Annotated in this window: 10 protein-coding genes; 3 read left to right on the top strand and 7 right to left on the bottom strand. The window is 59.5% G+C overall.

Features of this window, described 5'->3' with window-relative positions:
* Positions 1-4 precede the first annotated feature (4 nt).
* Entirely contained in the window at positions 5-325 is a 321-nt protein-coding gene (locus I8E17_RS08180; RefSeq protein WP_069612994.1) for a TfoX/Sxy family protein, read from the top strand.
* A gap of 3 nt (positions 326-328) precedes the next feature.
* On the opposite strand, the gene I8E17_RS08175 is transcribed toward I8E17_RS08180, so the two are convergent.
* From I8E17_RS08175 to I8E17_RS08155, 5 genes are all read right to left on the bottom strand, one after another.
* Positions 329-751, bottom strand: a complete 423-nt coding sequence (locus tag I8E17_RS08175; protein WP_069612993.1) for an NUDIX domain-containing protein — start codon at positions 749-751, stop codon at positions 329-331.
* A gap of 66 nt (positions 752-817) precedes the next feature.
* A complete protein-coding gene (locus tag I8E17_RS08170; RefSeq protein WP_069612992.1) occupies positions 818-2338 on the bottom strand; it encodes a DEAD/DEAH box helicase in 1521 nt (506 codons plus the stop codon).
* A gap of 197 nt (positions 2339-2535) precedes the next feature.
* Positions 2536-3852, bottom strand: a complete 1317-nt coding sequence (locus I8E17_RS08165) for a M23 family metallopeptidase (RefSeq protein ID WP_069612991.1) — start codon at positions 3850-3852, stop codon at positions 2536-2538.
* A 116-nt stretch (positions 3853-3968) separates the two neighbouring features.
* Positions 3969-4799, bottom strand: a complete 831-nt coding sequence (locus I8E17_RS08160) for a ferritin-like domain-containing protein (protein WP_069612990.1) — start codon at positions 4797-4799, stop codon at positions 3969-3971.
* Between the two features lie 4 nt (positions 4800-4803).
* Entirely contained in the window at positions 4804-5286 is a 483-nt protein-coding gene (locus I8E17_RS08155; RefSeq protein ID WP_069612989.1) for a peroxiredoxin, read from the bottom strand.
* A 128-nt stretch (positions 5287-5414) separates the two neighbouring features.
* Between I8E17_RS08155 and I8E17_RS08150 the strand changes: the two genes are divergently transcribed.
* Complete coding sequence (locus I8E17_RS08150) at positions 5415-8834, top strand: DUF3971 domain-containing protein (protein WP_069612988.1); 3420 nt, start codon at positions 5415-5417, stop codon at positions 8832-8834.
* Positions 8835-8889: 55 nt separating this feature from the next.
* Here I8E17_RS08150 and I8E17_RS08145 read toward each other — a convergent pair whose 3' ends face one another.
* Both I8E17_RS08145 and tyrS read right to left on the bottom strand, forming a co-directional pair.
* Positions 8890-9216 (bottom strand): hypothetical protein, encoded by a 327-nt coding sequence (locus I8E17_RS08145; RefSeq protein ID WP_069612987.1) that lies wholly within the window; start codon positions 9214-9216, stop codon positions 8890-8892.
* A gap of 174 nt (positions 9217-9390) precedes the next feature.
* Positions 9391-10647, bottom strand: coding sequence for a tyrosine--tRNA ligase (gene tyrS, locus I8E17_RS08140; RefSeq protein ID WP_069612986.1), 1257 nt, complete (start codon positions 10645-10647; stop codon positions 9391-9393).
* A 298-nt stretch (positions 10648-10945) separates the two neighbouring features.
* On the opposite strand from tyrS, the gene I8E17_RS08135 reads away from it, so the two are divergent.
* Positions 10946-13537 (top strand): caspase domain-containing protein, encoded by a 2592-nt coding sequence (locus tag I8E17_RS08135; RefSeq protein ID WP_069612985.1) that lies wholly within the window; start codon positions 10946-10948, stop codon positions 13535-13537.
* Positions 13538-13630: the final 93 nt, after the last annotated feature.

Below are 13630 nucleotides of genomic sequence, written 5' to 3'. Positions count from 1 at the left end.
GGGAATGGACAATATCGATATCGAGGAGATGTTTCAGTCGCTCGGGCCGATCACCATCAAACGGATGTTCGGCGGCAAGGGGATCTACCATATGGGCCGCATTCTGGCGCTCGAAGTGGACGACGAGATTCTCCTGAAAGCGGACGATGCCAGTGCCTCCCAATTTGAGGCCGCCGGCGCGCGACGCTGGGCCTACGAAGGCAAGAAAGGCAAGGCCGTCAACATGCCCTATTGGTCGATACCCGACGACGCGTTCGACGATCCGGATGAAATGGCGCGTTGGGTGCGGCTGGCCTACGAGGCTGCGCTTCGCTCGGATAAATAGACGTCAGGGGAAATCTGCTTCGCTCAAATGGGCGATCGTTGCCTTGGCGAATTCTGAAAGCTGAGCCGGCAACTCGCCGCGGCCGAACCAGCCGAAATCGGAGAGCTTGTCCGGCTCCATCAGGCGCGGTTCGCCGGAAAAGTCCCTGCAGACGTAGATCAGCGAGATCCAGTGCTGCCGCTCGGCGCCGATGATGACTTCTTGCGTGCAAAGATAGTCGATCCTGCCGATGGAGAGGCCGCTTTCCTCTTCCGCTTCGCGAATCGCGGCCTTGACGGCAGGCTCCATATGATCGACCTTGCCGCCGACGATGCTCCAGCATCCGGCTTCCGGTGCCTTGAGGCGGCGATAGAGCAAAAGCTTGCCGTCCCGCAAGATTGCGAGACCGGTTCCCAGTCCTGGGAAATCGATGCCAGGCTTGCCCATGCCGGGATTCCGAGATTTGCCGCGACTTCCGGCGCAGTGGCTCGGATTGGCGGCAGGTGGAGATTATCAGCCCTTGGCGTTTGCCACGATGAGCATGAAAGCCGGAATATCGTCGCCGAAGCCGACTGGCGTCGGACCATCGTCCTGATCGCGATAACGGTTGCGGCGCTCACGGTGATCGTCATTGGCGGCAGGGAAGGGCCGATGGCTGTTGCGAGAACCGTTATGGGATCTGTTATTGTTGTTCTCAGACTTGCGCTCGTTCTTCACGCTTTCGGCCTTTGCTGGTGCTGCTTCGATCGCTACGACGTCATTATCCTCGACGTCGATATCAGATTTATGACTCGAGGCGTTGCGGCCTCCACGGCTGCGATCCCGATCGCGGCCCTTACCCTTCTGGTCACGGCGGCGGGACGAACGGTTGTCGTCGCTGCTCTCGTCCGCTGGTGGCAGAGCCGAAAGATCACCGTTCAGCCACTGAACGTCTTCACCGATCAGCTTCTCGATGGCGTCGACATGCTTGGTGTCGCGTTTCGTGACGATGGTAAAGGCGGCGCCGGAGCGGCCGGCCCGGCCGGTGCGGCCGATACGGTGAACGTAATCTTCCGAATGGATCGGAACATCGAAATTGAAGACGTGGCTGACATCGGGAATGTCGAGGCCGCGTGCCGCGACGTCGGAGGCAACGAGCAGCTGCAAGTTTCCATCCTTGAAGTTCTGCAGCATGGTCATGCGCGAACGCTGATCCATGTCACCATGCAGCGCGCCGGCGGAAAAGCCGTGGCGATCCAGCGAGCGGAAGAGGTCGGAAACGTCCTTCTTGCGATTGCAGAAAATAATCGCGTTCTTCAAATCCGTCTGGGCGCGGATGAGGTCGCGTAGCGTAGCGCGCTTCTCGTAATCCTTGCCATGCGAGGCGACGAAGCGCTGCGTCACGGTCTTGGCGGTCGATGCCGGCTTGGCGACTTCGACACGTTCCGGGTTTTGTAGAAAACGGTCGGCCAGCTTCTGGATTTCCGGCGGCATCGTTGCCGAGAAGAACAGCGTCTGACGCGTAAACGGGATGAGCTTGGCGATGCGCTCGATATCCGGGATGAAACCCATGTCGAGCATACGGTCGGCTTCGTCGATGACGAAGATCTCGACGGCGCTCATCAGCAGCTTGCCGCGTTCGAAATGATCCAGCAGGCGGCCGGGCGTGCAGATCAGCACATCGGCGCCACGCTCAAGCTTGCGATCCTGCTCTTCGAAGGAAACGCCGCCGATCAGAAGGGCAATGTTCAGTCTATGGTTCTTGCCGTACTTCTCGAAGTTTTCAGCGACCTGCGCTGCGAGTTCGCGCGTCGGCTCCAGAATCAGCGTGCGCGGCATGCGAGCGCGAGCACGGCCCTTTTCCAGCAGTGTCAGCATCGGCAGCACGAAGGAGGCGGTCTTGCCGGTTCCTGTCTGGGCAATGCCGCAGATGTCGCGGCGCTGAAGCGCAAAGGGGATTGCACCGGCCTGGATAGGAGTCGGTGTGGTGTAGCCCGCGTCAGTTACCGCGGAAAGGACTTTTTGGCTCAGGCCAAGGTCAGCAAATGTTGTCAAAGGGAAATCTAATTCCGTCTTGGTTCAGTCGAACACCATGAGTCGGCACACAGGAGCGTGCCGCAATGCAGCGCGACATAGAACCAAATACCCGCGAAGTCAAGGAAAGCAGGCGCTTCAACAGCCTCGAAGTTCATTCATAACGCAATTTTTGGATTAGTGCCATCTTTGTTGCGCGTTTGTCACAATTCCGGCAGCTAAATTGCGCCCAATCCGCTGATGTAACTTGCGAGTTTCGTACCGGCACCGATGAAATACATCGGGTCTATGGCGCGTCCGTTCTCGCGCACTTCATAATGCAGATGTGTTCCTGTCGAGCGCCCAGTGCTGCCGGCAAGACCGATCGCATCGCCGGCACCGACCTTGTCGCCGACTTTGACGAGTATCTGTTCCATATGCCCATAGCGAGTGGAGATGCCGTCGCCGTGGTCGATCTCCACCATGTTGCCATATCCACCAGTCCATCCGGCCGAAACCACCTTGCCGGGAGCGGTCGCTTTGATCTTTTCACCAGGGCTGAAATGGAAGTCGGTGCCGGTATGGAGCGCTAGCGTGCCGAAGAAGGGATCCTTGCGGTTGCCGAACGGGCTGGTAACGAGCTTGCCCGGTGCAGGATTGCGGAAGGGCAGGCTTTCGGCTGCGCTCCGCACCGTCTCCAGATGCGTCAAGGCGGTGTCGAGGTTCGCCATGGATTGTTCGAACTGATCGACGTTTTCCGGAGGTACGTAGGGACCGCCGACGCCGTCAACCGCATCGTCACGCGCGATGCCGGCGACCTCGTTCGGCACCTTGATGCCGACATTTTGCATGATCGATTGGATCGAAATGGCCGTTTCCGACGCATCGGCGGTGAGATTGTGGATGCGGGACAACTGATCCTGTTCGATATGCTTCAGCGACAGCGTCACTTTGGAGAAGACCCGATCAGCACGGTCGGCCACGGTTTCGGGGGCAGGGACGTAGGCAAGCGTGGAGTTGTCGGGTGTGGCGTCAGCCGGCTTGCCGCTCATGAGAAGCTTTTCGATTGCCTTGGGCGACGTCAGCTGGGCATGTTCGTTCTTTGGCGCGGCAGCGTCGGCATCGGAACGCGCGCCCTTGCCAGTCAGCCCGGAGTTCTCTGCACGGTCGAGTAGGGTGCTCAGCTTGCCGTTGCGTGAGGAGAGTTGCTGTTGCTGTTCGATCAGCTTGTCGACCTTCTCCTCCACGACCTGCTGGTCCATGAGCTGGCGCGAGGTAACACGGTCGACCTGGGCGCGCAGGGCGGCGATACGGTCTTCATAGTCATATTGCATGCGCGCCTGGCGGGCCATCGTCGCGCCGATCAGATCGTCACGCAGGACAAGGTAGGAAGTCGCAAGGAGATAGCCGATCGAGAATATCCCCATCAGGCAGACGGCAAGTGCGGCCATCCATGGGTGCACGGTCATATGGCGCACCGTATCGCCGCTGGCGAGGATGATAGTGTGATGTCGCCTTTGCTTGCCGAAAACCCGGTTCTGAGGCTTTGCTGTCACCGAGACTCTCCCAATCGGTGCCCTTTGGCACCCGATGGAAGTACACGGCATTATGGTTAATGAATACTTTCTATGGCGGTAATAAATACAGGAAAAAGCCATTTTACGTTAGTATATCAAGCATTGCTTGTAGATGTCAGTGAACGGTAGAAAGAGGGTGTCAGTCCGGCTTCCGCCCGGGCGATATCGTTGAACGGTGCCTTCAGCGAGCCCCGAAAATTAGCGCGCACCAACTCCTGGAAGGTTCGGGCCGGATCGCGCTTCTCCCGCGCGCACAGGAAGCGAAACCATTTCGCGCCGACGGCAACATGGCCTTTCTCGTCATTATAGATGACGTCGAGTATGGCGGCGCTTTCGAGATCGCCGGTTTCGCGCATCTTCGCCTGAAGGGCCGGCGTCACGTCCAAACCTCTCGCTTCGAGGATCAAAGGCACGACCGCCAGGCGCGCGGTCAAATCGGTGCGGGTGGCATGGGCCGCTTGCCATAGACCGTCGTGGGCCGGCAGATCGCCATAATCGGCACCCAACTCGCGCAAACGGGCCCGCACCATACGAAAATGCTTGGCTTCCTCGAAGGCGACCTGCATCCAGCCGTCGAAGAAGGAATTGGGGACCGGGCCGGTTGCAAAGCGCGCGACAATGTCCAATGCGAGATCGACGGCATTCAGCTCGATATGGGCGATGGCATGCAGGAGCGCGATGCGGCCTTTCAGCGTATGCAGCGAGCGCTTCTCCATGTTTTTCGGTGGCACAAGCTCCGGCTTTTCGGGCCGGCCGGGCCGATCGGCGAGCGGCGGGTCGAGCGGCGAACGCAGCGACAGGGTGCGCGCAAACCAGCGCCTTGCCGATTCCTGGGCAAGCTCGGTCTTACGATCGAGATCGGTCGAACGGATGGCGTCGATGGCACCACCGCGCAGCGACGTGATGGTTTCGGGACTGGCGGACATGCCGTCAGAGTTCCCTGGCTGCGGTCAGGACGGCTTCGGCGTGTCCAGCGACTTTGACCTTGTCCCATATTGCAGCGATGCGCCCATCGGTGCCGATCAAGAACGTCGAGCGCACCACGCCCATATAGGTGCGGCCATACATGCTTTTTTCCCGCCAGACGCCGTATGCCATCGCCATGGTCTTTTCCTCGTCGGCGGCGAGCGGAACGGAAAGCGCGTGCTTCTTGACGAATTTGTCATGGCTTTTCACAGAATCCGGAGAGACGCCGAGGAGGGCGACGCCGAGCTTTGCGAAATCGGCAGCAAGTGCCGTGAAGGTAATCGATTCTGTCGTGCAGGCGGTTGTATCATCCTTGGGATAGAAATAGATCACCAACGGCTTGCCGGCAAAATCGGCAAGGCGAACGCGGTCGCCGCCATCGCGCGGAAGATCGAAATCCGGCGCCTTGTCGCCGATGTTCAGTTGAATCGATAAAACTTCCGCCACGGGAAAACCTTTCTTTTGCCGGTTTTTTAGATGACACTTGAGGGAAGGCATATATACTGCTCACGTGTGCCGTCCAATGGGACGCAGCGTCACCAACAAAATTGTATAAGCGAAAGGCACGCGCAGGAGTGATCCGAGGCGAAAAGGTAACATTCCGCAAAAAGGATCTCGTGTCGCTCGACCATTTGCCGTCTGCTCAGGTCGAAGATCCGTTAATCGTGCACGTGCCTGAGCGCCGTCGCCGTAACCGTTCGCATGTTTGGCATGTCTGCCGCATGACATTGGTTTTCTTTGCCTTTCTCGCTATCATTCTCGGTGCCGTCATCGCGACCATCGAAGGCGGTATCTTCGATGCGCCGCTGTCCCAGAAAGCGCAGACGGCTCTCGATCAGGCCATCGGCCCGCGCTACAAGGCAGAGGTTGGCGCGACTGTGATCCGCTTTACCTCCAACCTGCGCCTGGCGCTGGAGGCACGCGACGTCAATGTCGTCGATCAGGAGAGCGGCAAGCATCTGTCGACGATGTCAGCCGTCAATATGGAGCTGGACCCCTTGGCCCTCATCGAGGGCAGGGTGGAAGTTGCAAGCGTTGCGGCAGAGGGGATCGCGCTCGATACTTCACTGCTGCCGCAAGGCGACCCGGTGGATTTGACCGCCTTGCGCGTCGATGCCTTGCCCAATGCCTTGAATGCGGCCTTCGATAATCTCGATTTTCTCGAACATTTCGTACAGCGCGGCGGCACGAATTCCGTGCGCATTTCCGGCTTCTCGATGAAGCTGGCGCGACAGGAGGGGGATCCGATCTCCCTCGTCGTCGACAATCTCACATTCGAGCGGGCGGCACCGAATTCTTTGCATCTCTATGGCCAGGTCGCGCTCAACGGGTCCGTGGCGCTCCTGGATGTGAGGGCGGATCAAAACGAGACCGGTCACAGCTCGTCGCTGGCGGCGAGGATATCGAATCTCGATCTCAAGCCACTCACGATGACCTATGACCCGAACGGGACGCCGCGACAGGGTCTGATGACCTTCGGGGACATCACGCTTTCGGCCGTCAAGGGCGAGGCAGGCGTCGATCCGAAGCTGAGCGCCACCATCAATGTCCAACCCGGCGTCCTCTATATGGATCATGATATGCAGGAGTTGACGCAGGCTGATATCAACCTCGCCTACAACTTCGATCACCAAACCCTGGAGATTGCGCCGTCAAAAGTGCAGTTCCTCCGGACGATCGCGCCCTTTTCCGGCGCGGTCATCGATCTCGATCGCGTCGACGCCAGTGCAGGCAAGGGTTTCGGCATCGATTTCGTGATCAAGGACGGTGTTGCTGCTTCGTCCCTCTCGGGGGAAAAGCCTGTCAGCTTCGATGGTCGCGCCACGGGACGGTTCTTTTCCGCAACCAAGGAATTCCAGTTCGACAATCTCGGCATATCGACGCCGCAAGGCGCGCTTTTCGGCTCTCTGCATATGAAACTCGGCGACAGCTCGCCGGAAATCAGTTTCGGCGGCCGGGCGGACAAACTGGACACAACTGTTGTCAAGCAGCTTTGGCCTTTCTGGATGGCTTCGAAACCCAGGGTCTGGGTCGAGGGCAATCTTTTCGGTGGCTCGGTGACCAATGCTGCCATATCGGTCTTCATTCCGGCCGGACGACTGCGAGAGGCGTCGCAGACCGGCAAGCTGCAGCTTGGCAAAAACGAGCTGCATATCGCCTTCGACATAGATGGCGCACGGATGAACATTCCCGGCGAAATTCCGCCGTTGCGCGATACCAAGGCCCATTTCGATCTGACCGGTCCGAATATGGTCGTCGATATCGCCACGGCCACTTCCTATTTTCCGACGGGGCGCACGATCACGCTGAGTGACAGCAGCTTCTCGATCCCGGCGACCTACGACAAGCCGCTGATGGCCGATCTTGATTTGACGATTTCAGGCTCCGGCGATGCGATCGGCGAACTTCTGACCTACAAACCTTTGGAGGTGCTGCAGCGGACCGAGTTCAAGCCGGAGGATTTCAACGGCAAGATCGTCGCCAAGGTCGATGCCAGGATAGGGCTCATCAAGGATCAGCAGCCGCCCCCGCCGGAGTGGCAGGCGAAGCTCAATCTCGACAATGTCGATCTGCTGAAGCAGATGAACAATCGCAAAATCGACAATCTGACCGGGGTGATCTCGGCCGATCCGCAATCCGTGCATCTGCAAGCCCAGGCCCAGATCGACAGTATTCCGGCCCAGATCGAGATGGTGGAGCCGACCGACAGCAAATCGACGGTCAAGCGCGCCCGCGTGATCACGGCAACGCTGACCGATGCGCAGCGCAACACCGTACTGCCGGGACTTCGAGATATAGTTGATGGGCCTGTCAAAGTGGAGTTGACGCGCATCGACGACGATCGCCAGGGTGTCAAGGTCGATCTCGGCAAAGCGGCTCTGACCGTGCCCTGGGTCGGCTGGTCGAAGGGCAGCGGCATTGCGGCGACCGCGCAGTTCGAGGCTTCCGGTCCGGACAGCCAGACGACGCTCAAGAATTTCACGCTCAAGGGCGATGGGTTCGGCGCCAGCGGTGATCTTCTGATCAGCAAGGGGAGCCTCACCTCGGCAAGCTTCGACAGCGTGAAGCTCTCGGCGCTCGATGATTTTGCGCTCTCGCTGAAGCGGGGCAAGGGTGGCGGCTACGACGTGGCGATATCGGGCAATTCCGCCGACATACGTCCGATCCTCGCGCGCCTGAAGGCGTCCACATCGGGCGGCCAGCAGAGTTCGGACGGAGACGCTTCGGCGAGCGCGACCGTTCGCGCCAATCTCGACAAGGTCATCGGCTTCAACGACGAGACCATCGGCAATGTCAAGGGCGTCTATTCGATCGCCGGCGGCAAGACGACGGCTGCGGACTTTTCCGGCGTGACCCGTAGCGGCGAAGCGCTCGTTACCCAGATGAGCAAAGGCGCCAACGGCGTCATCCGTATCACGAGCGGCGATGCCGGTGCCGTTGCGCGTTTCACCGATCTCTACAGGCATCTGCAAGGTGGATTGCTCAATCTGTCGCTGCGCTCGATCGGGCAGGATGACTGGGACGGTTCGCTCGATATCCGCAACTTCTCCATCATCGACGATAAGAAACTCTCGACCATCGTATCGACGCCGAGCGGAAAGAACGGCAAGAGCCTGAATTCGGCCGTGAAGCAGAATATCGATACGCGTTCGCAGAATTTCCAGCGCGGCTTTGCGCGGCTGGTGATGCGCGATGGTGTGCTCTCCGTCGAAAATGGCGTGGTGCGCGGCGTACAGGTCGGGGCGACGTTCCAGGGCGTGCTGAAGGACGCCGGCGGCAAGATGGACATGACGGGAACCTTCATGCCCGCCTATGGCCTGAACCGGCTGTTCGCGGAAGTTCCGATCGTTGGCTTCATCCTGGGCAATGGCAGCGATCGCGGCCTGATCGGCATTACCTTCAGATTGACCGGTACGATCGAGAAATCAAACCTGCAGATCAACCCTCTCTCGATCATCGCGCCAGGTGTTTTCAGGCAGATATTTGAATATTGAGGAAGCCCTAAGCCGGGGCTGCTGCCTTCCGATAGTGGAGAGGTTGTAAGGCGGGCTATCTTTCTTCCGCCAACCGCTCGCGTATGCGTTCTGGCCCGCCGTTCATGCGCCGTGCGAATGGTCGATCGGGGTCCACCACGCGCCAAAACGGAGCCGTGCCGTTTTGACTGATCTGCACCAAATGTCGCTGAACGGTGACAGGGCAGCAGGCGTCGGCACCATATTGCCTGGCAAGCGCCTGTCTTACTCCCGCAATATCGGACAACCGACCCGGTGGCGCTGTCCAGAGGGCGCGGGCGAGCATCTCCTCGCTGGGAATCAACATGCTTTGCGTAAGGTTTCGGCCTTTGCGCCTCGTTTTGATCATCGGCACTTCATCCATAATTCACCTCCGAGCGCGCGATCTGGACTGAGGACGGATAGGCGGGCCGTAATCCGACATCGAGATGAAAAAATCATCCGGCCAGCGTTGATATTGCTCTGCATCTGCGCGGGCACAAATGATAAAGCCGGCGCGAGGGCGCCGGCTCTCTTTGTTCTCTTTCTATTCGGACGCTCAAGCGGCCGGACGGATCAGGATGTGCTTCTTCTTGCCCAGAGAGAGCTTGATGACACCATCGGCTGTAACTTCGCCGGTACCAATCACCTTGCGCTCGTCGCTGATGGCCTGATCGTTGATGCGTACTGCGCCGCCCTGAACATGGCGGCGAGCTTCGCCATTCGAACTGGCAAGACCGGCGCGCACGATCAGAGCCAGCAGGCCGATGCCAGCTTCGAGTTCGGAGGAGGGAACATCGATCGACGGAAGGTTTTCGGAAAGGCCACCTTCCTCGAAGGTCTTGCGTGCCGTTTCTGCTGCCTGCTCGGCTGCCGCGCGGCCGTGAAGGATCGCCGTGACTTCGGTCGCAAGGATCTTTTTGACTTCGTTGATCTCCGAACCGGCAAGCGCGGAAAGGCGAGCGATTTCATCCATCGGCAGCGTCGTATAGAGCTTCAGGAAGCGGGAAACGTCTGCATCCTCGGTATTGCGCCAGTACTGCCAAAAATCATAGGCCGACAGCAGGTCAGCATTTAGCCAGACTGCGCCGGTAGCAGACTTGCCCATCTTGGCGCCGGACGCTGTTGTCAGCAGCGGTGAGGTCAAGGCAAAGAGCTGCTTGGTCCCCATGCGGTGACCGAGATCGATGCCGTTGACGATATTGCCCCACTGATCCGAGCCGCCCATCTGTAGGCGGCAATCATAACGCTTGGCCAGTTCGACGAAGTCGTAGGCCTGCAGGATCATGTAGTTGAATTCGAGGAACGACAGCGACTGTTCGCGGTCAAGCCTCGTCTTCACGCTATCGAAGGACAGCATGCGGTTGACCGAGAAATGGCGGCCGACATCGCGCAGGAATTCCAGATAGTTCAGCGAGCGCAGCCACTCGGCGTTGTTGATCATCAACGCGTCCTTCGGGCCCTCACCATAGGTGAGGTAGTTCGAGAAGCAGCGCTTGATCGAAGAGATATTGTCTTCGATCATGTCGATGGTCATCAATTTGCGGGCTTCCTCCTTGAAGGAGGGATCGCCGACCATGCCGGTGCCGCCGCCCATCAGCGAAATGGGCCGATGGCCGGTCGCCTGCATCCAGTACAGCATCATGATCTGGATCAACGAGCCCGCATGCAGGCTCGATGCCGTCGGATCGAAGCCGATATAGGCCGTCACGGTTTCCTTGGCGAAGAGGTCGTCGAGGCCGGCTTCATCGGAAATCTGATGAATGAAGCCGCGCTCTTGCAGGGTTCGCAGGAAATCGGATTTGAACTCAGCCATGATCTTGGTCTCTCGATGCCGCATTGCCGGAAGGCGCGGCGAAGTCGCTATTGTTTGATGTCGCGGGGCGCGTTTAGCACCGATTTACCGGCGCGTCACCATTTTGGTGGGGCTGACATGAAGTTTCGGCGGCGGCACGAACCGAGCAGGGTTTGTAACATAAGGCCCTCATATTGTGAACGGATCGTGATATTGCCCCCGGAGCAGCCCGGAAAGTGCCGCGCCTTCGCCTGAATCGAAGCCTAGTTTTTTGCCGTTAGTACTCGCGTACGCCACATGTTTCGTGAAAGAAACCGGTATGTTTGTTTTGTTTTCGATGATGGGATCGTCCTTCAAAAGGGCAATCTGCACATTCTTCGCCTTGGTGTTGGTTTTGGGTAGTGTTGCTGCTGTGAGCTCAGCCCAGGCGCAAGGTTCCCCTGAAAAAAGAATAGCATTTGTCGTCGGCAATGCCGCCTACAAGGCGGGCGCATTGCCGACGCCGGCCAATGATGCCGGTCTGATCGCACAGACGCTGCAGGCTGCGGGCTTCGATGTGATCGGCGCGCGCGATCTCGATCAGAATGATTTGCGCGACGCCATGCGTGACTTTCTGACGAAAGCGAACGCGTCAGGTCCCAATACCGTCGTTTTCGTCTATCTGGCGGGCTACGGCCTGCAATATCAGGGCGATAACTATTTCGTGCCGGTGGATGCTCAAATCGCCAATGCGACGGATGTGCCGCTCCAGGCGCTGCGCGTGAGCGATTTCACCAAATCGCTGGCAGCCCTCAACAATCGCGGCAGCATCGTCGTAATGGATGCGGCGAGGGCCAATCCATTCGTGCAGTCCAGCCAGCCGCTGGCCGGCGGTCTTGCGCTGGTCGATCCTGACGCTAATCAGCTGATCGCCTTCAATGCGGCGCCCGGCACGGTCGCGCCTCAGGAGGCTGGTCCTTATGGGTCCTATGCACATGCGCTGGCGGAAATGATCCGCGTCGGCGGTCTGCCGCTCGACGATGTATTCGATCGCACACGCCTGCGGGTCAGCGATCTGACCAAGGGCGCGCAGATTTCCTGGGATGCCTCCAAATTGAAGAATGACTTCACCTTCTTCGATCGCGGCCCTGATGCGCCGGCGACCCAGGTGTCCAGCTACGACAATGCCGCAATTCGCACGAAGGCGATCCGCGATTTCGACGAGCGGGATGCCTATTTCGCCGCGCTCGATCGCGACACGCTGCAGGGTTATGAGGATTTCCTGGCCGCCTATCCGAACGACTCCATGGCAAGGCGTGTGCGCGCCATCATCGCTGCTCGCAGAGAGGCGATAACCTGGCGCGAGACATGGCGAGCCGATACGCCGGAGGCCTATTGGTCCTATCTCAGGCGTTATCCGCGCGGTCCCCACGTGTGGGATGCTCGCCGCCGCCTCGAACATTTCGAGGCAGCGCTCGAGCCGCCGCCGTCCTTCACAGTCATCGAATATGACGTGCCGCCACCGCCGCCGCCGGAGGTGGTCTATGTCGAGCGGCCCGTGCTTTACTTCGATGATGCCGACTTCGGCTATGCACCACCGCCGCCGCCCGTCTTCCTGGCGCCGCCGCCTCCAGATTTCGTCGTGCTGGAACCGCCGCAGCCCGCGGTCGATCTCTATGTATTGCCGGAGCCGACATATGTTCCGGTCCCCAGATGGGTCGAGCCGCCGCGAGATGTCGCGCCACCGGAAAACAACATCATCTTCAATAACATCCACAATACGGTCGTGAACAACACGACGGTCATCAACAACAACACGACCACTACCACGACCAATGAAAATGGAGCTGCACCGGCGACTCCGGGATTGACGACAGGGCAGAAGATCGCCGGAGCCGCCGTCCTTGCCGGAGCGGGTGCTGCGGCACTGCATGTTGCGCTGCCACCCTCCGTGCAGAAGAAAGCTGTCGTTCAACAACAGCAGAATCCGGCCGCTGTGATCAGAACCCCGCCTGGAGCCGCTCCGGCGGTCGCGCCTTCTGCCCAGCCGCAAGCGCAGCCGCAGACAGGAAACGCCGCACACACCCTTCCCGGCGCCAATGGGCAGCCTCTGCCGGCAACCGGCAAGGTACCAGCCGCGACGCCGGGCGCGGCTCCGACGAATCAGGCGCAGCAGCCACAGGCAGCTCCAAACGCTGCGCGTAATTCGGCTATCACCAGCCAGCCTGTACAGCCGGGCACGAATACCAACGCTCACGCACTTCCCGGCGCGAACGGTCAGCCTTTGCCCGCAACCGGCAATCTGCCAAAGGCTCCGGGCGCGGCACAAACGAAACAGGCCCAACAGCCTCAAACGGCGCCGAATGCTACGCATAACCCGGCCGTCGCCACTCAACCTTATCAGCCGGGTACAAATGCCGGCACGCATGCACTTCCCGGTGCCAAGGGGCAGCCCTTGCCGCCGGCCGGCAATACGCCTGCTGTGAAGGGGCAAAATCAAATTGCCAAAACCCCGCAGCCTCAGGCGGCTCCGGGTGCGAAGCCGAATGCTGTTGTCGCCGCGCCGAAACCCAATGCGCATGTTCAGGCAATGAAGCCAGCGGCGCCCACCTTTGCCGCAAAACCCCCGGTGAAGCCCAACGTGGTCAATAATGCGCGGCCGCCGGTCAACAACCAGCCTCGCATTGCGGCCGCACCGCCGCGTCAGGTCAATCCGGCTGCTTCTCAGCCAAGGCCGGCGCCGCACGAGGCTGTTCAAGCAAGGCCACCGGCTCCGAAGATGCAGGCTCAACCTAGACCGCAACCTCAGCCTCAGCCGAAGATTGCACAGCCGCAGCCGAAGGCTATGCAGCCGCAAGTGAAGGCGCCGCCACCGCAGAAGCCTCCGGAAAAGAAGATGTGCGGTGCTCCCGGTCTACCGGCATGTCACTGAGCAATGATATCGAACGATGTTCTTGGGGGCCTGCTTCGGCGGGCCTTCGCGTTCAATATTGTCGCTTCATTGCCTTGTTGAAATCGGACCTGG

The organism is Rhizobium sp. AB2/73 (genome assembly GCF_020871915.1).
GTDB lineage: Bacteria > Pseudomonadota > Alphaproteobacteria > Rhizobiales > Rhizobiaceae > Rhizobium > Rhizobium dioscoreae.
The sequence above is the reverse complement of the archived record's forward strand: the minus strand, read 5'-3'. Positions and strand labels throughout refer to the sequence as shown.

What these genes read in the sequence shown, in the direction of transcription:
- I8E17_RS08180 (WP_069612994.1), top strand. Translation starts at nt 5, where the DNA reads ATGGACAATATCGATATCGAGGAGATGTTTCAGTCGCTCGGGCCGATC.
- I8E17_RS08175 (WP_069612993.1), bottom strand. Translation starts at nt 751, where the DNA reads ATGGGCAAGCCTGGCATCGATTTCCCAGGACTGGGAACCGGTCTCGCA.
- I8E17_RS08160 (WP_069612990.1), bottom strand. Translation starts at nt 4,799, where the DNA reads ATGTCCGCCAGTCCCGAAACCATCACGTCGCTGCGCGGTGGTGCCATC.
- I8E17_RS08145 (WP_069612987.1), bottom strand. Translation starts at nt 9,216, where the DNA reads ATGGATGAAGTGCCGATGATCAAAACGAGGCGCAAAGGCCGAAACCTT.
- tyrS (WP_069612986.1), bottom strand. Translation starts at nt 10,647, where the DNA reads ATGGCTGAGTTCAAATCCGATTTCCTGCGAACCCTGCAAGAGCGCGGC.
- I8E17_RS08135 (WP_069612985.1), top strand. Translation starts at nt 10,946, where the DNA reads ATGTTTGTTTTGTTTTCGATGATGGGATCGTCCTTCAAAAGGGCAATC.